The sequence below is a fragment of the Trinickia sp. Y13 genome, assembly GCF_029522115.1.
Classification (GTDB): domain Bacteria; phylum Pseudomonadota; class Gammaproteobacteria; order Burkholderiales; family Burkholderiaceae; genus Trinickia.
In genome coordinates this window covers 535,795-556,213 of the sequence record NZ_JAKWFK010000002.1, presented here as the reverse complement: position 1 = coordinate 556,213, position 20,419 = coordinate 535,795, and the positions used below count along the sequence as shown (strand labels likewise).

At 64.4% G+C, this 20,419-nt stretch carries 24 protein-coding genes; 5 read left to right on the top strand and 19 right to left on the bottom strand.

Annotated features, from left to right (window positions below; genetic code table 11):
- Positions 1-241: 241 nt before the first annotated feature.
- The 10 genes from tsaA to MMB74_RS05580 all read right to left on the bottom strand — a co-directional run bounded on the left by tsaA (position 242) and on the right by MMB74_RS05580 (position 10,001).
- Positions 242-658: a tRNA (N6-threonylcarbamoyladenosine(37)-N6)-methyltransferase TrmO gene (gene tsaA / locus MMB74_RS05625; protein WP_277427610.1), complete on the bottom strand. Its 417-nt coding sequence runs from the start codon at positions 656-658 to the stop codon at positions 242-244.
- Between the two features lie 61 nt (positions 659-719).
- A complete protein-coding gene (gene hslU / locus MMB74_RS05620; RefSeq protein ID WP_277427609.1) occupies positions 720-2,063 on the bottom strand; it encodes an ATP-dependent protease ATPase subunit HslU in 1,344 nt (447 codons plus the stop codon).
- Positions 2,064-2,078: 15 nt separating this feature from the next.
- Complete coding sequence (gene hslV / locus MMB74_RS05615; RefSeq protein WP_277427608.1) at positions 2,079-2,615, bottom strand: ATP-dependent protease subunit HslV; 537 nt, start codon at positions 2,613-2,615, stop codon at positions 2,079-2,081.
- A gap of 403 nt (positions 2,616-3,018) precedes the next feature.
- A complete protein-coding gene (dksA, locus tag MMB74_RS05610; protein WP_277427607.1) occupies positions 3,019-3,438 on the bottom strand; it encodes an RNA polymerase-binding protein DksA in 420 nt (139 codons plus the stop codon).
- 468 nt (positions 3,439-3,906) lie between these two features.
- The gene (locus tag MMB74_RS05605) at positions 3,907-4,980 is read right to left on the bottom strand and encodes a GTP-binding protein (RefSeq protein ID WP_277427606.1); all 1,074 of its coding nucleotides are present in this window, start codon (positions 4,978-4,980) and stop codon (positions 3,907-3,909) included.
- Between the two features lie 177 nt (positions 4,981-5,157).
- Positions 5,158-6,366, bottom strand: a complete 1,209-nt coding sequence (locus MMB74_RS05600) for a class I SAM-dependent rRNA methyltransferase (RefSeq protein WP_277427605.1) — start codon at positions 6,364-6,366, stop codon at positions 5,158-5,160.
- Positions 6,367-6,436: 70 nt separating this feature from the next.
- On the bottom strand, positions 6,437-7,366 hold the full coding sequence (xerC, locus tag MMB74_RS05595; RefSeq protein WP_277427604.1) for a tyrosine recombinase XerC: 930 nt from the start codon (positions 7,364-7,366) through the stop codon (positions 6,437-6,439).
- A 37-nt stretch (positions 7,367-7,403) separates the two neighbouring features.
- On the bottom strand, positions 7,404-8,156 hold the full coding sequence (locus MMB74_RS05590; protein ID WP_277427603.1) for a DUF484 family protein: 753 nt from the start codon (positions 8,154-8,156) through the stop codon (positions 7,404-7,406).
- Between the two features lie 51 nt (positions 8,157-8,207).
- Positions 8,208-9,080 (bottom strand): diaminopimelate epimerase, encoded by an 873-nt coding sequence (gene dapF / locus MMB74_RS05585; protein WP_277427602.1) that lies wholly within the window; start codon positions 9,078-9,080, stop codon positions 8,208-8,210.
- Between the two features lie 33 nt (positions 9,081-9,113).
- Positions 9,114-10,001: a lipid A biosynthesis lauroyl acyltransferase gene (locus MMB74_RS05580; RefSeq protein ID WP_277427601.1), complete on the bottom strand. Its 888-nt coding sequence runs from the start codon at positions 9,999-10,001 to the stop codon at positions 9,114-9,116.
- A 288-nt stretch (positions 10,002-10,289) separates the two neighbouring features.
- Here MMB74_RS05580 and metK point away from each other — a divergent pair, with 288 nt between their 5' ends.
- Positions 10,290-11,477: a methionine adenosyltransferase gene (gene metK / locus MMB74_RS05575; RefSeq protein ID WP_277427600.1), complete on the top strand. Its 1,188-nt coding sequence runs from the start codon at positions 10,290-10,292 to the stop codon at positions 11,475-11,477.
- A 232-nt stretch (positions 11,478-11,709) separates the two neighbouring features.
- On the opposite strand, the gene MMB74_RS05570 is transcribed toward metK, so the two are convergent.
- The 6 genes from MMB74_RS05570 to MMB74_RS05545 all read right to left on the bottom strand — a co-directional run bounded on the left by MMB74_RS05570 (position 11,710) and on the right by MMB74_RS05545 (position 14,896).
- Entirely contained in the window at positions 11,710-12,339 is a 630-nt protein-coding gene (locus MMB74_RS05570) for a LysE family translocator (protein WP_277427599.1), read from the bottom strand.
- A gap of 90 nt (positions 12,340-12,429) precedes the next feature.
- The gene (locus MMB74_RS05565) at positions 12,430-12,807 is read right to left on the bottom strand and encodes a cupin domain-containing protein (RefSeq protein ID WP_277427598.1); all 378 of its coding nucleotides are present in this window, start codon (positions 12,805-12,807) and stop codon (positions 12,430-12,432) included.
- 92 nt (positions 12,808-12,899) lie between these two features.
- Complete coding sequence (locus MMB74_RS05560; RefSeq protein WP_277427597.1) at positions 12,900-13,769, bottom strand: AraC family transcriptional regulator; 870 nt, start codon at positions 13,767-13,769, stop codon at positions 12,900-12,902.
- 117 nt (positions 13,770-13,886) lie between these two features.
- Positions 13,887-14,105, bottom strand: coding sequence for a hypothetical protein (locus MMB74_RS05555; protein ID WP_277427596.1), 219 nt, complete (start codon positions 14,103-14,105; stop codon positions 13,887-13,889).
- Positions 14,106-14,206: 101 nt separating this feature from the next.
- Positions 14,207-14,425, bottom strand: a complete 219-nt coding sequence (locus MMB74_RS05550) for a hypothetical protein (RefSeq protein WP_277427595.1) — start codon at positions 14,423-14,425, stop codon at positions 14,207-14,209.
- A gap of 138 nt (positions 14,426-14,563) precedes the next feature.
- Positions 14,564-14,896, bottom strand: a complete 333-nt coding sequence (locus MMB74_RS05545; RefSeq protein WP_277427594.1) for a hypothetical protein — start codon at positions 14,894-14,896, stop codon at positions 14,564-14,566.
- A 332-nt stretch (positions 14,897-15,228) separates the two neighbouring features.
- Here MMB74_RS05545 and MMB74_RS05540 point away from each other — a divergent pair, with 332 nt between their 5' ends.
- Positions 15,229-15,990, top strand: a complete 762-nt coding sequence (locus MMB74_RS05540; protein WP_277427593.1) for a phytanoyl-CoA dioxygenase family protein — start codon at positions 15,229-15,231, stop codon at positions 15,988-15,990.
- Between the two features lie 35 nt (positions 15,991-16,025).
- On the opposite strand, the gene MMB74_RS05535 is transcribed toward MMB74_RS05540, so the two are convergent.
- Positions 16,026-16,232: a DUF3185 family protein gene (locus MMB74_RS05535; protein ID WP_277427592.1), complete on the bottom strand. Its 207-nt coding sequence runs from the start codon at positions 16,230-16,232 to the stop codon at positions 16,026-16,028.
- A gap of 135 nt (positions 16,233-16,367) precedes the next feature.
- Here MMB74_RS05535 and mgrA point away from each other — a divergent pair, with 135 nt between their 5' ends.
- Positions 16,368-17,411 carry an L-glyceraldehyde 3-phosphate reductase gene (gene mgrA, locus MMB74_RS05530; RefSeq protein WP_277427591.1) on the top strand — a complete coding sequence of 348 codons (1,044 nt, stop codon included), beginning with the start codon at positions 16,368-16,370 and terminating at the stop codon, positions 17,409-17,411.
- Positions 17,412-17,468: 57 nt separating this feature from the next.
- Here the strand turns inward: mgrA and MMB74_RS05525 are convergent, their stop codons facing one another.
- Positions 17,469-17,654: a hypothetical protein gene (locus tag MMB74_RS05525; protein ID WP_277427590.1), complete on the bottom strand. Its 186-nt coding sequence runs from the start codon at positions 17,652-17,654 to the stop codon at positions 17,469-17,471.
- Between the two features lie 155 nt (positions 17,655-17,809).
- Positions 17,810-18,025, bottom strand: coding sequence for a hypothetical protein (locus MMB74_RS05520; RefSeq protein ID WP_277427589.1), 216 nt, complete (start codon positions 18,023-18,025; stop codon positions 17,810-17,812).
- Positions 18,026-18,385: 360 nt separating this feature from the next.
- On the opposite strand from MMB74_RS05520, the gene MMB74_RS05515 reads away from it, so the two are divergent.
- Together MMB74_RS05515 and dbpA are read left to right on the top strand one after the other, a co-directional pair.
- On the top strand, positions 18,386-18,601 hold the full coding sequence (locus MMB74_RS05515; protein ID WP_277427588.1) for a hypothetical protein: 216 nt from the start codon (positions 18,386-18,388) through the stop codon (positions 18,599-18,601).
- Positions 18,602-18,982: 381 nt separating this feature from the next.
- On the top strand, positions 18,983-20,380 hold the full coding sequence (dbpA, locus tag MMB74_RS05510; RefSeq protein WP_277427587.1) for an ATP-dependent RNA helicase DbpA: 1,398 nt from the start codon (positions 18,983-18,985) through the stop codon (positions 20,378-20,380).
- The last annotated feature ends 39 nt before the right edge of the window (positions 20,381-20,419 follow it).

Below are 20,419 nucleotides of genomic sequence, written 5' to 3'. Positions count from 1 at the left end.
TGGGTGGGAGGCTCGATCATCGACGCGAAAAGCGTCTCAAAATCTGTTGTGCGTTCGAATCAGACGGATTGCCGGCGCCGCCGTCACGGGAGGCGTTCATTCCAGCAGGCAGGCGAGGTGATCCGAGCCGCAGGAGCGGGCGAAGATTCGGGATAAGGCGAAGAGGCCAGCGGGGCGGTGATTTCGCGAGAGCCTGGATTGGCAGTGATCAGTGCCGCCCATGCCGACCCAAAGAGTGGCGCTACTCGTCTGTCCCGATCACGATCTTTATATCGACGACGGGTGTACCGTCGATTGCTTCGATGGGGCCGACGCGCAGCCGATGGCCGGCGAGTTCGCGCACGGTCACGCGGTGCAGCCCGATCGGGTTGGGGCGGTGCGGCGAGCGCGTCGCGAACACGCCCGTGAGCGGCCGATCGGATTCGCCGCGCGGGCGCACGGCGAGCTTCGTGCGATCGGCTTGATGAAACCAAGCGAGCACGATCACTTCATCCCCGACCGACAACCCTTTCAATCCTTCTGCGTACCGCGGATCGATTTCGATCCAGGCGTCCGGCGCGCCTTCGTGGCCTTGATGCGGCGCGCGAGCCGGATCGCCGAGCGTGGATCGAACATGGCCGATCGGGGTGAGGCTGCATGCATCGGATGGCTGTGACATCGGATTTGTTTTCCTCTCGCGTCGTCGGGGACCGTAGCCTTATTGTCCGAGATTTGTCCGCTCAGAGCACGTACCGCGACAAATCCTCGCTTTGCGCGACCTCGCCGAGCGCGCGATCGACGTAGGCCGCATCGATCGTCACCTTCTGACCGGTGTGATTGCCGGCCGAGAACGACACTTCTTCGAGCAGCTTCTCGATCACCGTATAGAGCCGGCGTGCGCCGATGTTCTCGGTGCGCTCGTTGACCGAAAACGCGATCTCGGCCATTCGCTTGATCCCATCGGGCGCAAATTCGAGCTCGACGTCCTCGGTGGCGAGCAGCGCCTGATATTGCTTGACCAGGCTCGCGTCGGTCGCCACGAGGATCGATTCGAAATCCTCGACCGACAGCGAATCCAGTTCCACGCGAATCGGAAAGCGCCCTTGCAACTCGGGAATCAAATCGCTCGGCTTGGACAGATGGAATGCGCCGCTCGCGATGAATAGGACGTGGTCGGTCTTCACCATCCCGTAACGCGTATTGATCGTCGTGCCCTCGACGAGCGGCAGCAAGTCGCGCTGCACGCCTTGGCGCGAAACTTCGGCCCCGCCCGCTTCGCTGCGCGAGGCGATCTTGTCGATTTCGTCCAGAAACACGATGCCGTTCTGCTCGACGTTCTGCACCGCCTTGGCCTTCACTTCTTCCTCGTTGAGCATCTTCGAGGCTTCTTCGTCGGTCAGCACCTTCAGCGCCTCGGCCACTTTCAGCTTGCGGCGCGTCTTCTTGCCGCCGCCCAGATTGGCGAACATCGAACGAATCTGCTCGGTCATGTCCTCCATGCCCGGCGGCCCCATGATGTCCATGCCCACTTGCGGCATCTCGACGTCGAGCTCGATTTCCTTGTCGTTGAGCTGGCCTTCGCGCAGGCGCTTGCGGAAAGTCTGACGCGTCGCGTTGTCGCTGCCTGACGCCTCGTTCTCGATCGACGAGCCGAAGCCGACGGGCCGCGCGCTAGGCAGCAGGATGTCGAGGATGCGGTCCTCCGCTTGATCTTGCGCCTTCGAGCGCACCTTGCGCATCTCCGATTCGCGCGTCTGCTTCAGCGAGATCTCGATGAGGTCGCGCACGATGCTGTCGACGTCGCGACCTACGTAGCCCACTTCCGTAAACTTGGTCGCTTCGATTTTGATGAATGGCGCATCGGCGAGCTTGGCCAAACGTCGCGCGATCTCGGTCTTGCCGACGCCCGTCGGCCCGATCATCAAGATGTTCTTCGGCGTGATCTCCTGGCGCAGCGGTTCGGCCACCTGCTGCCGCCGCCAGCGGTTGCGCAGCGCGACGGCCACGGCTTTCTTGGCCTTGTTCTGGCCGATGATGTGCTTGTCGAGTTCCGAGACGATCTCGGCCGGGGTCATGGTGCTCATCGGTTCCTACCTCACTTACTCGATCGTCTCGATGACGCGGTTATGGTTCGTGTAGATGCACATGTCGCCCGCAATCTCGAGCGACTTCTCGACGATCTCGCGCGGCGAGAGCGTCGTGTTCTCGGCGAGCGCACGCGCGGCCGCCTGCGCATAGGCGCCGCCCGAACCGATCGCGCAAATACCGCCTTCGGGGTCGAGCACGTCGCCGTTGCCGGTGATGACGAGCGTCGTCAGCGCATCGGCCGTGATCAGCATCGCTTCGAGCCGGCGCAGCATGCGGTCGGTGCGCCAATCCTTGGCCAGCTCGACGGCGGCGCGCGTTAGGTTGCCCTGGTGCTTCTCGAGCTTCGCCTCGAAGCGGTCGAGCAGCGAAAACGCATCGGCCGTCCCGCCGGCAAAGCCGACGAGCACCTTGCCGTTAAAGATGCGGCGCACTTTCTTTGCGCCGCCTTTCATGACGATATTGCCGAGCGTCACTTGACCGTCGCCGCCCAGCGCGACTTTGTCGCCGTTGCGCACGGAGACGATCGTCGTGCCGTGAAATTGCTCCATGGTGCGTTCCTCGAGAATGCGAAATGGGCTCGGTGGCGTGCGAGCGCCGCGCGAGCGAAAAACGGATGGCGCGCCGCGCCGCAGGCGGGAGGCTTCCCGCGAGCACATTCAACCCATTTTAGGGCGTACTCGGGTTTATCAAGAGGCGGCCGCCACGGAGCTTGGCAGGCTTCGGCCGGCCGTACGCCAGCCGAGCGGTACGCCGCTTGGAGCGGTAAGCGAGACGGTTCGACACCCGGTGTTCGGGCGATATCGGTAAGCTTTGCCGACGGTGGAGAACGGATCGGCAGCTAGACAGAACGCAAAAACGGCACGCAAAAACAAAAGGCGCGCGGGATTTCCGCGCGCCTCGTCCGAAGCAGCGTCAAAGCGCGCGGCGCGTCGGGCCGCGCCGCCGCGCCCGTCAATCGCCGAACAGCTTCTGCCGCAACTCGCGGCGCTCTTGCGCCTCGAGCGAGAGCGTGGCGGTGGGCCGTGCGAGCAGACGCGGGATGCCGATCGGCTCGCCCGTTTCTTCGCACCACCCGTAATCGCCCGATTCGATCCGCGCGAGCGATTGCTGAACCTTCTTCAGCAGCTTGCGTTCGCGATCGCGCGTGCGCAGCTCGAGCGCATGCTCTTCCTCGATCGTTGCGCGATCGGCCGGATCGGGAACGATCACCGTCTCGCGCAAGTTCTCGGTGGTCTGTCCGGCGTTGCGGAGGATTTCCGCTTGAAGCTGTTCGAGCCTGTTCTTGAAGAAGGCGAGCTGATCCTCGTTCATGTAATCCTTGTCGCTCATCTTCAGGATTTCGGCTTCGGTCAAGAGTCGTTTCGTCGTCATCTGCGTGCTTCTTCAATGTGAGGCAAAACCCATACATATTGCCCGCACTTTCGTATTGCCCGCAAGCGGTGCCTTGGAAGCGCCGACGCCCGCGGCCCATGGGCCGTCAAGACGCCGTCGCGCCGATGCGGGGCCGAACTCCTCTGGAAACCGATCCTCGGGTGCCTCTACCCAGTCGATACGGCATCGCAACACGAGAAGGCCGGTAATGCGCGAACTCCCGTGCAGCGTTTCTTTCGGTGTCTCGAAGTTTTTGCTTTGGCGTAGTCCGGATAAGGTTTCCCGGCGCCGTCGTATTACCCGCCGCCCTGGCGGCGGGGCGTATTGTAACTGAATCGATCTCGAGCGCCGCAACAGAGAAAACCCTGCCGAGGCACCCTCGTTATCATGAAAATATAGCGCGCGCTCGTCCAAAAAGCGAACGATCGATACCTTGCGCGCGTGCGGCATCCCACGCCCGGCGCAGCTTCAGACGAGGCAGGCGTCGAGTCCGTCGGTGATGAGGTCCTGCGGCAGATCGATGCCGATGAAGACCATCTTGTTCGTCTTCTTTTCGGCGGGAAGCCATTTGGCGGCAAGGTCGCTTCCCATCATTTGATGCACGCCCTGGAACACGACTTTCCGGTCGACGCCCTTCATATACAGCACGCCCTTGTAGCGCAGCAGGCGTTCGCCGTAGATCTGCAGCACGCCGCCCAGAAAATCTTCGAGCTTGTTCGGATCGAACGGGCGATCGTTGCGATAGACGAACGACTTGATGCGATCGTCATGGTGCGCGTGGTGATGATGCGCGTGGCCTTCATGGGCGCACTGGCCATGGTCGTGATCGCAATGCTCGTGGTCATGGCCGTGATCGTGACCATGGTCGTGATGGGCGTGATCGTGCTCGTCCTCGGCCAGGAAGTCCGGGTCGATCTCGAGCTTGGCGTTCAGGTTGAAGCCGCGCAGATCGAAGATTTCCTTGATGTCCGCTTCGCCGAAATTGACGACCTTGATCGTCGCTTTCGGGTTCATGTGCACGAGGCGGTGCCGCAGCTCCGACACGGCGGCCTCATCGACGAGATCGGCCTTCGTGATGAACAGGCGATCGGCGAAGCCCACTTGGCGCTGCACGACTTCGTGCTCGTCCAGTTGCGCGTTCGCATGCTTGGCGTCCACGAGCGTGATGATCGCATCGAGCAAGAACTCGTCGCCGATCTCGCTATCCATGAAGAAGGTTTGCGCGACCGGCCCGGGGTTGGCCAAACCCGTCGTTTCGATCACGACGCGATCGAACGCGATCTCGCCGGCGCGCTTGCGGGAAGCCAGATCGCTGAGCGCACGCGCCAAATCGCCGCGGATCGTGCAGCAGATGCAGCCGTTGCTCATTTGCACGATCTGCTCCGCTTGGTTCTGCACCAAGATCTCGTTATCGATGTTTTCCTCGCCGAATTCGTTCTCGATCACGGCGATCTTCATGCCGTGCTTTTCGTTGAGGATGCGCTTGAGCAGCGTGGTTTTGCCGCTGCCGAGGAAGCCGGTCAGGATGGTGACGGGGATCATGTTCAATCGCCTATGAGTCGAAAATCAGGGACGGTTCAGTCGAGCCGACCGGGAAAATATGCAAGCATACCGGCCCGCTGGCCTTTGCGCCGGCCGCCGGCAAGCGGAGCTTTGCGGCGGCGCGCGAGGCCGAGTCAGGACAGGATCGCCGAAGAAACCGCCCGTAAATGGGGCCGGTCAGGCGATTTGCAACAGCAATCCCTTCAGATACTCGCCCTCCGGGAACGCCGCCAGCAGCGGATGATCCAGCCCGGCGCCCAAACGCTTCAAGATCCGCGCGTCGACGCGGGCATCGGCCGCCGCGCCCGCGACGATCTTTTGGAACAGCTCCGCATCGATCGCGCCCGAGCACGAGTAAGTGAACAGCAGGCCGCCCGGGCGCAGCAGCCGAAAACCCGACAAATTGATGTCCTTGTAGGCGCGCGCCGCGCGATCGACGTGCTCGCGCGCCGGGGCGAACTTGGGCGGGTCGAGCACGACGAGGTCGAACCGGTCGCCCGCATCGACGAGGCTGCGCAGCGTGCGGAAGGCGTCCGCATCGAGCCATTGCGCTCGCTCGGCATCGAAACCGTTGGCTTCTACGTTTGCCCGCGCAAGCGCGAGCGCTTCCCCCGACGAGTCGATCGAGACCACGCGCGCGGCGCCGCCGCCGAGCGCCGCCAGGGAAAAGCCCCCCGTGTAGCAAAAACAGTTCAGGACGTCGCGCCCGGCCGCATAGGCTTGCACGAGCGCGCGGTTGTCGCGCTGATCGATGTAGAAGCCGGTTTTATGCCCGGCGCGCACGTCCACGTGATAGCGCACGCCGTTTTCGCGTGTGATGAGGGTCGCGGGCGGCGGCTCGCCCGCAAGGACGCCCGTCGTTTGCTCGAGGCCCTCCTTCTCGCGAATCGACACGTCCGAGCGTTCGTAGACATTAGGGCACCCGGTGGCGCCGACGAGTGCGGCGACGATTGCCTCCTTCCATGCTTCGACGCCCGCTGCCATGAACTGGCAGACCAATTGACCGCGGCCCGCGCCGCCTGGCGCATCTTCGATGTAGTGGTCGACGATCAATCCCGGTAAGCCGTCCGCCTCGCCGAAAACGAGCCGCACCGCGCCCGTGTCGCGCACGAACGCCTGCCGATGGGCGAGTGCGCGTTGCACGCGCCGCTTGAAGAAGGCGTGGTCGATCGGCTCGGTTTCGTCGAAGCTCCAGACGCGCAGGCGGATCTGCGAATGAGGACTGTAGGCCGCCCGGGCGAGAAAACGGCCGTCGTGAGCGCGCACGAGCACGGTGGCGCCGAGGGCGGGTTTGCCCTCCACGCGCTCGATCGCATTCGCATAGACCCACGGATGGCGGCGCAGCAGAGATTTTTCCTTCGAGGGTTTGAGCGTAACGGTCTTCATCGATGACTTCTAAAAAGCGAGAGGTAAACGGCAGCCGCGCCACCGGCGTTGCCAAACGGGGACGAGCGTGTTAGTCGCGCTTCTTGGCGCGCGGGTGCGCACTGTCGTAGATCCGCGCCAGATGCTGAAAGTCCAGCGAGGTGTAAATCTGTGTTGCGGCCACGCTCGCGTGGCCGAGCAGCTCCTGCACCGCACGCAGGTCGCCGCTCGATTGCAGCAGGTGCGTCGCGAAGGAATGGCGCAGCACGTGCGGATGGACATTGGCCGGAATGCCGGCTGCGAGCGCGGCGCGCTTGACGCGCTCGCGCACGACGTTGGGCGACATGCGCGCCCCGCGCACCGATACGAACAACGGATGCGGATCGGCCTTCAACCATTGCCCGCGCACGTCGAGCCAGGCGGCGAGCGCTTGCATCGCCTTTGCGCCGACGGGCACTGTCCGCCGCCGCTTGCCTTTGCCGAGCACGGTGACTTCGGCCGAGGCGAGGTCGAGCCAGCCCGACGAACGGTAGCCCTCGCCCTCGGCGTACGCGGCATCCAAGCCGACGAGTTCCGAGAGCCGCAGTCCCGACGAATAGAACAACTCGAGGATCGCATGGTCGCGCAGGCTCTCGGCGCTCTGAGCGCTGCGCGCTTCCATGAGCGCATTGGCGTCGTCGACCGAGAGCGCCTTGGGCAGGCGCTTGGGCTGTTTCGGCGCCCGCACCGCGGCGACGGGATTGGCCGCGAGTTCCACGCGATCCCCGAGCCAACGGTAGAACGCGCGCCAGGCAGAGAGCCGATGTGCGATCGAGCGCGGCGACAGCCCAGCCGCGTGAGCTTTCGCGACCGCTCCCCGCATATCGATCGCCGACAGGCTCGCGAGCGGTCGGCCGCCGGCGAGTTGCGCCAGCATGTCGAGCTCGTGCGCGTAGCTGCGCAGCGTATGGTCCGAGAGCCGCCGCGCGTGCGTGAGGGCGGCGAGGTAGTCGGCGATCAGGCCGGAATCGGCCGGCGACATCGGGGGACGCTCGCTCGTCGACACGGCGCAAGCGGCGCTATCGCGCGAGCAGGCGGCTAAGCGCCGCGCTTGCGAGCGCGCCGATCTGCATCAGAAAATCGGTCGCCATGCCTTCGTGGAAGCGGCGCGGATCGGGCGAGCCCATTACCAGCAAGCCGAACGCGGGCGCGGGGGCCGCGCCCTCCGATTCGCCTGCGCGCTCCGCCGAGCCGGTCGAGCGCGGGTCGCGCAGCGCCAGCAACGCCACCGACTGCGCGACGTTGGATTCGCCGGCGGCCGTCTCGCTGGAGGCCGCGGCGCTTGCATATTCGCCGTCTGCTAGCCATTGCGCCGCTTCGAAGCCCGCATTCGCGCCGCAATAAGGCGCATCGAGCCCATTGGCGAAGAGCCGCACTTCTTCGCCCACTTGACGGGCGAATTCGGCGTCGCGATAGGTGTCGGCCAAGTCCCAGAGGCGCAGCGCCGCTTGTGGCACGTCGAACACTTCCATCAGGCCTTGCGCGACGGTGCGCGGCAGTGCGTGGGCGTCGCGCTGCGCGATCACGCGCGTGGTCCAGCGGTTGAACTTCGCGGCGATGCTGTCGTTTTCGTGGCCGTAGCGCAGCAGCTCGGCAAGGCGCCGTTCGAGCAGCTTGTTCTTTTCGCGCAGCATGTCCATCTGGCGCTCTTGCAGCGAGATGGCGGACTTTCCATGAGGGTTCGCAAGGCGAACGGCCGCGAGCAGCTCGGCATGTTGCGAGAAGAATTCGGGGTTGGCGAGCAGATAGTCGGCGACGTCGCGATCGTTCATGGTGTCGGCAAAAGGGCGAGCAAAGCGGATGGGAGAAAAGGGCGTGTGGTGTCAGGATCGGTCGTCGATCTCGATCTCCCCCTCGAATACGGTGACAGCAGGCCCCGACATGAGGAGCGGGGCGGCTTCGTCGCGCGCGCCGTCCCATGCGATCGTCAGCGTGCCGCCGAGCGCATGAACCGTCACGGGCGAATCGAGCAGGCCGCGGCGAATGCCTGCCGCGACGGCCGCGCAGGCGCCAGTGCCGCATGCCAGCGTTTCGCCTGCGCCGCGCTCGAACACGCGCAGCGCGATTTCCCGGCGCGAGCGCACCTGCACGAAGCCGACGTTCACGCGCTGCGCAAAGCGCGCGTGATGCTCGATTTTCGGCCCGACCTGCGCGACCGGATAGGCGCGGACATCGTCGACGATTTGCACGGCATGGGGATTGCCCATCGATACAACCGAGATCCAATGCGTATCGCCGTCGACATCCAGGGGCCAAACGGTATCGGCGCCTTCGCGGCGGCCGCTCAAGCCTGTCGTGTCGAACGGCACGCGCTCCGGCTCGAAGACCGGCCGGCCCATGTCCACGACGACTTCTCCGTTCTCCTGCATCGTCAGCGTGATGAGGCCGCCTTGCACTTGCACCCGCACGCTGCGCTTGTCGGTGAGCCCGGTGTCGCGCACGAACTTGACGAAACAGCGCGCGCCGTTGCCGCAGTGCTCGACTTCGCCGCCGTCGCAGTTGAAGATGCGGTATTTGAAATCGGCGCCTTCGACCGTGGGCTGCTCGACGAGCAGCAACTGATCGGCCCCGACGCCGAAATGCCGGTTGGCGAGCGCGCGCACTTGCGCGCTCGTGAGGGCGAGCGGCCGGCTATAGCCGTCGAGCACGACGAAGTCGTTGCCCGCGCCATGCATCTTGGTGAACTTGAGCTTCATGATCCGGCTATTGTACGGGACGCGGCCCGCCCCCTATTCGTAGACGCTCGGCATGCCCGGCGGCCGCGTTTTGAATCGCTTGTGTACCCAGTAATACTGTTCGGGGATGAGCGGGATCTGCTCTTCGAGAAACGCGTTCATGCGGCGCGCGTCGGCGTCGTCGTCGCCCGTGGGGTAGTTGTCCCAAGGCTTGAAGACTTTGAGCCGATAACCCTTATAGTTCGGCAGCACTTCGCCGATGAAGGGCAGCACTTGCGCGTGCCCCACCTGCGCGAAGCGGCCGACCGCCGTCAGCGTGCAGGCGGGCAGGCCGAAGAAGGGCACGAAGGTCGAATTGCGCTCGCCGTAGTCCATGTCCGCGCCGAGCATCACGGGCTTGCGCTCGCGCAGCCAGCGCAGCACGACGCGGGCGCTGTCGGCGCGGCTCGCCATGTCGGCGCCGAAGCGGCCGCGCGCGGTCTTGGCGATCTCGTCGAGCTCGGGATTGGACATCGGCTGATAGAGCGCGGCGCATTGGCGTTGCAGCGCGACGTTGATGAAAACCGAGCCCGCTTCGATGCCCACGAAGTGAAAACCGAGCAGCAAGGTGGGCGGCATGTCGGGATCGGTCAAATCGACTTCGCTGTCGACCTGCACGAGCTTCTTGAGCTTTTCGAGTGAGCCGAACCACTGCACGCTGCGCTCGACGTAGCTGCGGATCGCGTGCCGGAAATGCTTCTGCGCGATGTCTTCGCGTTTTTGCTCGCTCCACTCCGGAAAGCACAGCGCGAGATTCGTGTGAACGATCCGGCGGCGCCTGCTCGGAACTTGATAGAGCAGCCAGCCAAGGCCATCGCCCAAGCGAGCGACGAAACCGTACGGCAGAATCGCGAGAAACTTGAGCAGGCCGACGGCAAGCTTCGTGCCGAGTCGCGTCAACATGCTCGGACCTCCAACGGCCGAGCGCATTGGGGCGGCAAAGCCTGCGCCGAGCGCGCGAGCGGCGCGCAATTGGACGAATAGACGGAAAGAGGCACGGCAATTCGCTCTGTGACAATCTGAAGAAGCCGCTATAATAAGGGCTTCGCCGAGTTAATAGACAACTTGCGGGGCGAAGCCGCCGGGCGCCAGCAGCATCCGGTGCGTTAGGAAATCCGCTAAAGCGTCGCCGCTTCAGGCTCCCGAAGCTGGCTACGTGAACTCAAACACCGTAACCAAGGAGTCTGCAACGTGGCAAACGACTATCTCTTCACGTCCGAATCCGTTTCCGAAGGCCATCCGGACAAGGTCGCCGACCAAATCTCGGACGCCATCCTCGACGCCATCCTCACGCAGGACAAGTACTCTCGCGTTGCCGCCGAAACGCTGTGCAATACGGGTCTCGTCGTTCTGGCGGGCGAAATCACGACGACGGCCAACGTCGATTACATCCAAGTCGCGCGCGATACGATCAAGCGCATCGGTTACGACAACACCGATTACGGCATCGACTACCGCGGCTGCGCGGTGCTCGTCGCGTACGACAAGCAATCGCCCGATATCGCGCAAGGCGTGGATCGCGCGCACGACAATAATCTCGATCAAGGCGCGGGCGACCAAGGCTTGATGTTCGGTTACGCCTGCGACGAAACGCCCGAGCTGATGCCGCTGCCGATTCACCTGTCGCATCGGCTGGTCGAGCGCCAAGCGTGCTTGCGCCGCGACGGCCGTCTGCCTTGGCTGCGTCCCGATGCGAAATCGCAGGTGACGGTGCGCTACGTCGACGGCAAGCCGCATGCCATCGACACCGTCGTGCTCTCGACGCAGCATTCGCCCGAAGTCGAGCTCTCGACGTTGCGCGAAGCCGTGATCGAAGAAGTCATCAAACCGACGTTGCCGGCCGATCTGATCAAAGGCGACATCAAGTTCCTCGTCAACCCGACCGGCCGTTTCGTCATTGGCGGCCCCCAGGGCGATTGTGGCTTGACGGGCCGCAAGATCATCGTCGATACGTATGGCGGCGCGGCGCCGCACGGCGGTGGCGCGTTCTCGGGCAAGGATCCTTCGAAGGTCGATCGCTCGGCCGCTTACGCCGGCCGCTACGTCGCGAAGAATATCGTCGCGGCGGGGCTCGCCTCGCGTTGCTTGATCCAAGTGTCGTATGCCATCGGCGTGGCGCAGCCCACTTCGGTCATGGTCAATACATTCGGCACGGGCCGCGTGTCGGATTCGACGATCACCGCGCTGGTGCGCGAGCATTTCGATCTGCGTCCGAAGGGCATCATCCAGATGCTCGACTTGCTGCGCCCGGTGTACGAGAAGACGGCCGCATACGGCCACTTCGGCCGCGAAGAGCCGGAATTCACGTGGGAAGCGACCGACAAGGCGCTTGCGCTCGCCGAGGCGGCTGGTACGGAGCCGGTCGTGGAAGTGGCGTAAGGAGCAGCCGCGCCAATGCGGCGCGGCATGCAAAAGCGGCAGTGATCTGATCGCTGCCGCTATACAAAACCCTGGCTGACCCCAGGGTTTTTTTGTATGCGCTGAGCGAAGATGCTCGGTTGATCTTCATCGCCGCTTCGAGCGTCCGCCTGCCGCTGCCTGCCATGTGATCGACATGCGCGTGGGTTGCGCGTGGACGGGACGGTCCGTATGGACGGATCGGCGGGCGGCGTTACGCCGCATGTCGCCGATAGAGCGCGAGCGAGCCTGCGAGCGCGACGAGCATCGCGCCGCAGATGCGCTCGAGCCAGCGCGCGCCCGCTTGCTTGAGCAAACGGATCGCTCGCGCGCCGAATAACGCGTAGCCGAACATGATCGACAAATCGAGCAGCGCAAAGGTGACGGCCAGCGCGCTGTACTGCGGCGCGAGCGGCTGCGTGGGCGCGATGAACTGCGGCAAGAAGGCTGAAAAGAACAGGTAGCCCTTCGGATTCGTCACCGCCGTCAAAAAGCTTTTCAGGAAGATCGACCGGTTGCTGTCGGCGCTTATGCCGCTCTGATCGGCGGCGTCGAACGCGCCTTTGGACAACAATAGCCGGATACCCACGTAGGCGAGATAGGCGGCGCCCACCCACTTCACCACCGTGAACCAGAACACGGATGCTGCGAGCAACGCGCCAAGGCCGAGCGCTACGGCGAAGATGAGCACGAAGTCGGATGCGACGGCCCCCGCGAATCCGTAGGCGGCGCGCTTGACGCCATAGCGTGAGCCGTTGGTGAGAGCGAGCAGCACGGTCGGTCCCGGCGTGGCGATGCCGACGAACGAGACGGCAGCGAATAGCAGCAACGTGGTTTCATGCATGACGACTTCCTCGTTTCGATCGGCGCATCGAGCCGAGTATATCGACGTCGGCGCCGTGACACGAGCAGGGCGTTTCGTAGTCGAGGCGGATCAAGCATCGCCGGTCGGCACGATAGCCTCGCCTTCCACCATCAAAATGATCGTTTTCTCCGGCGCCCGCGGCCGGTGCAGGACGCCTTTGGGCACGACGAACGCTTGCCCCGCGTTCAAATCGACGGTGCGCGCTTCGAGGTCGATCGAGAATCGTCCTTGCACCACGTAGAAGAACTCATCGAGATCATCGTGCTTATGCCAGTGATATTCCCCTTGCACGACGCCGAGCCTAACCACGGATTCGTTCACGCGGCATAGCGTTTGATTGAACCAAGGATGACTATTGCCGGCGGCGATCGCTGCAATGTCGATCAATTCGCCCGGCCCGTGCAGCACGTCGAGGCGGGTCAAGTAAGGATACGGTTCGGCGTTCATTTCGGCCTCCTGAGGTTGCGCATTGGAATGCAACGACACTGTAGTGCCGAGAGGGCGATCGATCTTGTACGCAACCGGCAATCGTTGGGACGCTAGCGATGTGCCCGCTTCGAGGCGCGGTAAGCTCCGGGCGTTACGCCGAGCTTGCGGCGGAACACGCGCGTGAAATGGCTTTGATCGGCGAAGCCCGCTGCTTCGGCGATCTGCGCGAGCGGTTCCCCGGTGCGCGCGAGCTTGCCGGCGGCGAAGTCGAGGCGCAAGTCGCGCACGTACTCGCCGACGGTGCAGCCCAGGTGCTTGCGAAACTCGCGCGAGAGATGGTCCGCGCTGACGTGAACTTCCGAGGCAATGTATTCGAGCGATAAAGGCGCTTGAAACCGCTCTCTGAGCAGCGCTTCGGCGCGCGCGAGCCAACGGCGGGACGAGGAGGACGAGGAGGACGAGGAGGACGAGGAGGACGAGGAGGACGAGGCGTGACGCTCGCCCGGCTCGCAGCGTGCGCAGGCCGCGACGAGCTCGAGCACGAGACCTTCGACAGCGAGCGGCGTGGCGCCGTCTTGATGCGCGATTTCGAGCGCGAGGCGCCGCATCAGCGACATAGGCGCCCCCCGTGCGAAATCGCCGGGACGATGCAGCACGCGTGTGCGGCTGCCCAGCCTTTCGAGCCAAGCCGAAGCGAACTCGAGGTGCAGCACACGGCCGCCGGCGCCGTGCCAGCAGTTCGCGTGTGGCAGGGCCGCCGGGAAAAAGGTGAGTGACATCGGCGCGTGCTCGCCGGCGCGCGTGGCCCACGATCGTGTCCCACGCCCCGCGAGGACGTAGCAGAAGAAGGCGTTGACGTGCTCGTGCTCGGGAATGATCAGATCGTTGGCGAAGCGCGTTTCCACCACGGACAAACCTTCGCCGCCGTAGTGTTCGATGGTCTCGCCGAAGTAATCGCCGGGCTCGAGGGTTCTGAGCATGCTGCCGCTTCCGCTTGGGGTGCGGTCGATTCTACACGGCGGTTTTGCGCCGCGCGCGGGCAGGCCAGCCGGCGGGGCTTGCCGCGCACGCGGGTGGGGAGGCGCCACGGCCGGCGGCTAGCCGTCCTCGCCGATCTCCGTGGGATTGGGCAAGTCCGGCAAAGGCTTGTCGCTGGGCGCTTTCGGCTCTCCGCGCGGTTCGGTGTCGGGATTCGGCGAAGGCTGCTGTGGCGCAGGCTGCCCAGGTTGCGCCGTAGCGCATTCCACTTTTCCTGCACCGCGGCAGCACACGGCGACGCGGCGCTCGCGCGTCGATAGAGTCGATTGGGTGATCATCGAACGCTCCTTCGTCAAGTGCAGTTCGGTCACCACGTCGCGCAAACGCTATGCCGGCCACTAGCCGTCGGCGCTGTTCCAGCCTGCCTTCAGGGTGCGCTTCAATCCCAGCAGTTGCGGAAAGCAACGGCGGCGATCACGGGGACGCAAAGCACCATGGGAATGGCGAAGTACGGGACTTCTAAGTCGGTGATCCAGCTGTAGACGAGCCAGCCGATCCCGGCGGCGAGCGTTGCCACGCCAACGAGCGCCGTCAACACATTGAGCGTACGCTTGGACGGCCCCTTACGCGTGTGCGGTTCGGGAGTGGGCGTATTCATGACGACATCCTGGCCGCTGGGCCAGGCCATTCGATGTAGACCACTCGATTCTACGCCAGCGCGATGGCGCCGAACGCCGAGGCACCCCTGCGCAGACGGGAGCGAAGGGCGCGGGCGGGCAGCGGCTACGAGCAGTGACTACCGGCTAGCGAACCCGAACCAGCCCGCGCTGCCCGCCAGCCGGCGCGGCCGGCGATTGCCGCCGGCGGTCGCCGAGCGTTTGGCCGGCGCGACCGCCGAACGACGGATCGTCGCGCGCCGCAGTAACCGGCGCAGCAGCAGGCGCCGCGCCCGCGTGCCGGTGCGCAATGCCGAGAGAACGGCGCTGAGCCAGGCGCGCAGGCCGTGCGCCCGGCCGGACGAGGGTTGCGCGTGCGCCGGTTGCTGCGAAAGGGCGCGCGTGCGTACTGCGTGGTGTCGTAACGCGGGCATCGGCGCGCGGCGGATCGGCCGCGCAGGACTAAGCGTCATACGGTTGTGGCGAGAAGCAAGACGTTTATGCATGGCGAAAAGAAAACGGGGTGCTGCCTCGCATGGAGGGCGAGGCTGCCGCATCGACGCAGCAATCGTGCCTGATGTGCGCGGTGACAGCGAATTCGGTAGGAGCGTGAACGGCGCGCGGCGCGATATGGCGTCGCAAGCGGCCGGCAATGGCAATCGACATGCGAGGCAGACTACACGCGAATCGTGACGCGTGTAAGTCGTGCAGACCCCGCCCCTCTCTGGTGCAGCGACGCACCGCTCGCGCCCGCCGTAAAATAAAACGTTTCCGCTACGGGCGGCCCTTCAGCAAGGAAGGTTTCATGTCAGCGCAATCGAAAAAAGAACAAGTGCAAGTGCTGCGCGAGCGCGGCTTCGTGGTCGTCAAAGGGCTTTTGGCGCCGCAGCGGTGTGCGGCGATCAAAGCGGTGGCCGAGCGCCAATTGGCCGAAGCGGCGCAACCGCTAGAGTACGAAGCCGATCTGCGCTATCCGGGCGCGCCCGAGTCCAAGCATGCGCCCGGCGGCCAGACGGTGCGCCGCTTGCTCGATGCCTATGCCCGCGACGCGCTATTTCGGGAATGGGCCATGGCGCCGGAAATCAAGGGCTGGATGGAGTTATATTTCGGCGAGGCGCCGCGCCTGTCGCGCGCCCACCATAACTGCATGATGACCAAGCACCCCACTTACGGAAGCTTGACCGGGTGGCATCGCGACGCGCGTTACTGGTCGTTCGAGCGTGACGATTTGGTCTCGACCTGGCTTGCGCTCGGCAACGAGACGGTCGAGAACGGCGGGCTCTGGTTCGTCCCTGATTCCCACGCGATCGCCTTCACCTCCGAACGGTTCGACGGACAGAAGTTTTTTCGCGCGGACCTGCCGGAAAACGAAGCGTTGATTCGGACGGCGGTATCGCCGGAACTCGAGGCGGGCGACGTCGTCTTTTTCCACTGCAACACGCTGCACTCGGCGGGGCAGAACCGCAGCGACCAGGTGAAGTTCTCGCTCGTGTGCACCTACCATGGCGCGAGCAATCTACCGCTGCCCGGTACGCGTTCGGCCTCCAAGCCGGAAGTCGCGCTGTGAACGACACGACCCGGCATGGCCGTTCGCTGCCGGGTTCAGCGCTTGCCGAAAGAGGTGGTCAAGCCGACGATGCCGGCGAGCGTCGCGACCGCACCGCCCGCGATGAGCCATATCGTCTTGTTGGTGGGCGCGCCGGTGAAGGTACGCGAGAGGTCGTTCGCAAACGAGTGGAACGACTGGCCGCCGAAATACAGGAGCACCACGCCACCTGCAATCAACGCTATGGAAATCGCTTTGATCATGTTGGTCTCAATGATGGTTCGAGCAGGCGGCAGTGTATGAAACTTGCCGGGCGCGTGTCCATCGATTCGCACTCATCGCCGCCGCGCGCGATCTCGCGCGACGGCTTCATCCACGGTTTACATCGAGGAACTCCCATGGCTTATGACGCTGCGCCCGCCCGCTATTCCGACATGCAATACCGCACCTGCGGCCGCTCGGGCCTGAAGCTGCCCGCGCTCTCGCTCGGCTTATGGCACAACTTCGGCGATACGACACCGTTGTCGACGCAGCGCGACATGCTGCGCACGGCCTTCGATCTCGGCATCACCCACTTCGACTTGGCCAACAACTACGGGCCGCCTTACGGCAGCGCGGAAACGAATTTCGGCCGCCTGTTCAAGGACGATTTTCGTCCGTACCGCGACGAGCTGTTGATTTCGACCAAGGCCGGCTGGGACATGTGGCCGGGGCCCTACGGCCAGGGCGGCGGCTCGCGCAAATACGTGTTGGCCAGCCTCGATCAGAGCCTAACGCGGATGGGCCTCGATTACGTCGACATCTTTTACTCGCATCGGTTCGACGCCGATACGCCGCTCGAAGAAACGGCCGCTGCGCTCGCGAGCGCCGTGCAGCAAGGCAAGGCGCTCTATGTCGGCATTTCCTCCTACTCGGCAGCCAAGACGCGGGAAATGGCGTCGCTGCTGCGCGAGCACAAGGTGCCGCTCTTGATCCATCAGCCGTCCTACAACATGCTCAATCGCTGGATCGAGCACGAGTTGCTCGACGCGCTCGACGAAGCGGGGGCCGGGTGCATTGCGTTCACGCCGCTGGCACAGGGCCTCTTGACCTCGAAGTACCTGCATGGCGTGCCGGCCGATGCGCGCATCAACAAACCGGGCGGCGGCTCCCTTCAGCAAAGCCACCTCAGTGCGGAAAACATCGAGCACGTGCGCAAGCTCAACGCGATCGCCGAACGGCGTGGCCAAAGCCTCGCGCAGATGGCGCTCGCATGGACTTTGCGCGACGCCCGCGTGAGCTCGGCGCTGATCGGCGCGAGCCGCCCAGAGCAAGTGCGCGAAAACGTCGGGGCGCTGGCGAACCTCGCGTTTTCGCACGAAGAGATCGCCGAGATCGATCGCTATGCGACCGAGGGCGGCATCAATCTGTGGGAAAAGCCCTCGACCGATCAGCGCGTATAGGCGAAGGGCGTAGCGCTCGTGCGCCGGGCGAACGCGTGGACGACGTTCGCCCCGGCCCTACATCAGCGCGGGCAGCCCTTCGACGAGCACGACGGCGAAGCCCACACCGATCAGTGCGCCCAGCACGCGCAAGACATTGTGCAACGAGCGGGAGGACGTCGGCAGCGCCCCTAGAAACAGCGCACCCGCTAGCGCCATCGGAATGATCAAGATGAAATCGCTGATCGTGAAGGATGTCGGCATGCTCGTCCCCTCCCTGTTGTCTCTGTGGCGCTACGCCGCAGGCGTGCGTATGCGTTGATCGAGTATAGGAGACATTGCAGCGTTTGCTACATGGCGGCAGCCTACGGGCGCACCGGGCATCAATGGTTCGGCGGCAGGCTACCGGCGTTGCGCCGTCATTGTGGAGGCGCCGATTCCGCTGCCGGCGCGGGCGGCGCGCTGGGCTGCGACGAATGATATGCCGTCGTCGCCGTCGGTTTGACGTTGTCCAGCCCCTGCTGCGCGCAAGCGCCGAGCGCTAGCGCGGCGCTCGCGAGGCCGAGCGAGCGGAGCCACGCGCTGTGCCCTGCCCGTAGCCGATGCGGCGCGCTGCATTGCGAAGATCGTGTCATCGCGGTTCTCCCTTTCGTGCTGATCAAGCACCGTAACGCTCGGTGCAGGAGGCGGCGTGTCATCCGTGCGCCGCCGCGATGCGCGCCCGAATGCTGCGGCGCGCAATAGACGCTCGCCCGGGTCGCGCTATGCTTTGACTATAGCGCTCGTCTGCGATGCGCGCCGCGCGCCCTCGCCGAACGCAACGGCGTCGCAGCCGCACGGCGCGCGAGCGTAACTGTTCGCCATCTAGGGTAGTCAGTTTGCTGTAAGGATGATCGGGAGAAATAGCACCCAATAGACCATCACATTCGGCTTTTCTCGATGGCCCGTTCCGTGAACAATCGAGTCATCGCTCAAATACCCTGAGGGGATACATCATGCAAATCGGTTCAATCGTCAGGTCGGTGCATATGGCCGTGCCGTCAGGGGCCCGCGGCATCGTCATGCGCATACTCGGCGATATGGCGATGGTCGTTTGGTATGCCGGCGAGCCCGGCTCGTCGCTGCAGCTGAACACCGAGCCGTTCTTTCTGGAAGATCTGATCGACACGGGCGAGCTCGTCGCACGCCCGGCCGGTTCGCTCGTGCATTGACCCGTGGCGCGCGGGGTCACAGCCCGCACCCTGGCCGCGCCGCGCACGGCCCGGACGCAATGCCGTTCGCTCGGCCTGCCTCGTCCCGGCGCCACCTCGTGAGTTGCCCCATTCCGGCACGGTAAGCCGCCGTGCCCGGCTGCTTGTCCCCGCAGCGTACAATTCGTTCCTCACCGATCCGCGGCGCTCGATGCAGCGCTCGGGTACCCGCGTTAACGCCAGACGCATCCGCCTGCAAGCGACGACGCCGTCATGCAATGCTTGCAAGGCTCGTTTCGTTTCGAAATCGGTGCGTCGACGAGGCCGCGCTCTCGCGCAAGACCCGCCATTGACCTCCCGTCGTGCCGCAGGGCAGATTGGGCTTTGCTTGACAACCACGACATGACACATACACCGACCGCCACGCCTTTCACCACGCTCGCGCTTGCGCCCGCCATGCTCGCCAACCTCGACCGGCTGGGCTATACCGACATGACGCCGATCCAAGCGGCCAGCCTGCCCGTCGCGCTCGCGGGACACGACCTCATCGCTCAGGCGAAGACGGGAAGCGGCAAGACGGCGGCATTCGCGCTCGCGTTGCTCGCGCGGCTCGACGTTCGTCGCGTGCAAGTGCAGGCCATGGTGCTGTGCCCGACGCGAGAACTTGCCGACCAAGTGACGCAGGAAATCCGCCGCCTCGCGCGCGCCGAGGAGAACGTCAAGGTGCTGACGCTATGCGGCGGCACGCCGATGGCGCCGCAGAGCGCGAGCCTCGAGCACGGCGCGCATATCGTGGTGGGCACGCCCGGGCGCATCATGGATCATCTCGAGCGCGGCAGCCTCACGCTCGATGCATTGAACACACTCGTGCTCGACGAAGCGGACCGAATGCTCGATATGGGTTTCTACGACGACATCGCGACGGTGGTGAGCCAGTGCCCAAAGGAGCGGCAAACGTTGCTGTTTTCCGCGACCTACCCCGAAGGCATCGCCAAACTGAGTCAGCGGTTCTTGCGCAATCCGAAAGAAGTGCGGCTCGAAGCGCATCACGACGATCGCAAGATTCGTCAGCGCTTTTATGAGGTGACGGAAGACGAGCGGCTGCACGCGGTCGGGATGTTGCTCAATCACTATCGCCCCGTGAGCACGCTCGCGTTTTGCAACACGAAACAGCAATGCCGCGATCTGCTCGATGTGCTGCGCGCGCAAGGTTTTCATGCATTGGCGTTGCACGGCGAGCTCGATCAGCGCGAGCGCGATCAGGTGCTGATCCAGTTTGCTAACCGCAGTTGCTCGGTGCTCGTGGCCACCGACGTTGCGGCGCGCGGCCTCGACTTCGCGCAGCTCGAAGCGGTGATCAACGTCGACGTGACGCCGGATCCCGAGGTGCATGTCCATCGGATCGGCCGCACGGGCCGGGCGGATCAGGACGGTTGGGCGTTGAGCCTCGCGAGCATGAACGAGATGGGGCGAGTCGGAAACATCGAGCAGGCGCAGCAACGCGAGTTCGAATGGCACGCGCTTGCCGAGCTGCAGAAAGCAGACGGCGCACCGTTGTTGCCGCCGATGGCAACGCTGCAGATTCTCGGCGGGCGCAAAGAGAAGATCCGCCCCGGCGACGTGCTCGGGGCGCTGACCGGCGAAGCGGGCTTTAGCGGCGCGCAGATCGGCAAGATCAACGTGACCGACTATTCGACCTACGTCGCCGTCGAGCGAAGCATCGCGCCCGATGCGGTGCGCAGGCTCAGCGCCGGCAAGGTGAAAGGCAAAAAGGTGAAGGTTCGTTTGATGGACGAGTAGGGCGACAAATAACGGTTTGCCGCCGATGCGGCACAATGC

Excerpts from the sequence above, each read along its gene's own strand:
- dksA (WP_277427607.1), bottom strand. The coding sequence starts at position 3,438 with ATGACGACGAAACGACTCTTGACCGAAGCCGAAATCCTGAAGATGAGC.
- MMB74_RS05520 (WP_277427589.1), bottom strand. The coding sequence starts at position 18,025 with ATGACACGATCTTCGCAATGCAGCGCGCCGCATCGGCTACGGGCAGGG.
- MMB74_RS05580 (WP_277427601.1), bottom strand. The coding sequence starts at position 10,001 with ATGTTGACGCGACTCGGCACGAAGCTTGCCGTCGGCCTGCTCAAGTTT.
- dbpA (WP_277427587.1), top strand. The coding sequence starts at position 18,983 with ATGACACATACACCGACCGCCACGCCTTTCACCACGCTCGCGCTTGCG.
- MMB74_RS05555 (WP_277427596.1), bottom strand. The coding sequence starts at position 14,105 with ATGATCACCCAATCGACTCTATCGACGCGCGAGCGCCGCGTCGCCGTG.
- MMB74_RS05570 (WP_277427599.1), bottom strand. The coding sequence starts at position 12,339 with ATGCATGAAACCACGTTGCTGCTATTCGCTGCCGTCTCGTTCGTCGGC.
- MMB74_RS05565 (WP_277427598.1), bottom strand. The coding sequence starts at position 12,807 with ATGAACGCCGAACCGTATCCTTACTTGACCCGCCTCGACGTGCTGCAC.
- mgrA (WP_277427591.1), top strand. The coding sequence starts at position 16,368 with ATGGCTTATGACGCTGCGCCCGCCCGCTATTCCGACATGCAATACCGC.
- hslV (WP_277427608.1), bottom strand. The coding sequence starts at position 2,615 with ATGGAGCAATTTCACGGCACGACGATCGTCTCCGTGCGCAACGGCGAC.
- dapF (WP_277427602.1), bottom strand. The coding sequence starts at position 9,080 with ATGAAGCTCAAGTTCACCAAGATGCATGGCGCGGGCAACGACTTCGTC.
- MMB74_RS05515 (WP_277427588.1), top strand. The coding sequence starts at position 18,386 with ATGCAAATCGGTTCAATCGTCAGGTCGGTGCATATGGCCGTGCCGTCA.
- xerC (WP_277427604.1), bottom strand. The coding sequence starts at position 7,366 with ATGTCGCCGGCCGATTCCGGCCTGATCGCCGACTACCTCGCCGCCCTC.
- MMB74_RS05600 (WP_277427605.1), bottom strand. The coding sequence starts at position 6,366 with ATGAAGACCGTTACGCTCAAACCCTCGAAGGAAAAATCTCTGCTGCGC.
- tsaA (WP_277427610.1), bottom strand. The coding sequence starts at position 658 with ATGTCACAGCCATCCGATGCATGCAGCCTCACCCCGATCGGCCATGTT.
- MMB74_RS05590 (WP_277427603.1), bottom strand. The coding sequence starts at position 8,156 with ATGAACGATCGCGACGTCGCCGACTATCTGCTCGCCAACCCCGAATTC.
- MMB74_RS05550 (WP_277427595.1), bottom strand. The coding sequence starts at position 14,425 with ATGAATACGCCCACTCCCGAACCGCACACGCGTAAGGGGCCGTCCAAG.
- MMB74_RS05535 (WP_277427592.1), bottom strand. The coding sequence starts at position 16,232 with ATGATCAAAGCGATTTCCATAGCGTTGATTGCAGGTGGCGTGGTGCTC.
- hslU (WP_277427609.1), bottom strand. The coding sequence starts at position 2,063 with ATGAGCACCATGACCCCGGCCGAGATCGTCTCGGAACTCGACAAGCAC.
- MMB74_RS05525 (WP_277427590.1), bottom strand. The coding sequence starts at position 17,654 with ATGCCGACATCCTTCACGATCAGCGATTTCATCTTGATCATTCCGATG.
- MMB74_RS05545 (WP_277427594.1), bottom strand. The coding sequence starts at position 14,896 with ATGACGCTTAGTCCTGCGCGGCCGATCCGCCGCGCGCCGATGCCCGCG.
- MMB74_RS05560 (WP_277427597.1), bottom strand. The coding sequence starts at position 13,769 with ATGCTCAGAACCCTCGAGCCCGGCGATTACTTCGGCGAGACCATCGAA.
- MMB74_RS05605 (WP_277427606.1), bottom strand. The coding sequence starts at position 4,980 with ATGATCCCCGTCACCATCCTGACCGGCTTCCTCGGCAGCGGCAAAACC.
- MMB74_RS05540 (WP_277427593.1), top strand. The coding sequence starts at position 15,229 with ATGTCAGCGCAATCGAAAAAAGAACAAGTGCAAGTGCTGCGCGAGCGC.